We start from the raw sequence: 355 nt of genomic DNA, 5'->3' as shown, positions 1-355 counted from the left end.
GATTACGATCACATCATTTAACCCTAATTTTGATTATTTATAAAGATTATCGACCACAGCAATTCGAACCATTGTAAATCAGGTTGTTTTTTATCACTGTTTTCGTACAAATTATGGCTATCTTTCTAGTTATGCCTTAACAAAAAAACACATCAAAATTTGACAAACTGGTGGGTAAAAGACCTTTTAATCTAAAGTCTACGTTAGAACAATAAGGAATAATTTATTATTTAACAGTATCTTAAATATTTTTTAATTACTAATTAGATCATCAGAAAAATATCTTTCTTTTATAAGTTTGTTTAGAGCTTTGTCCGAACTAATTTTATAGATTGCCTTATCAACATAATTATTA

Source organism: Bacillus sp. JJ1764 (genome assembly GCF_036962145.1).
In the GTDB taxonomy this organism is placed as follows: Bacteria; Bacillota; Bacilli; order Bacillales; family Cytobacillaceae; genus Neobacillus.
The sequence above is the reverse complement of the archived record's forward strand: the minus strand, read 5'-3'. Positions refer to the sequence as shown.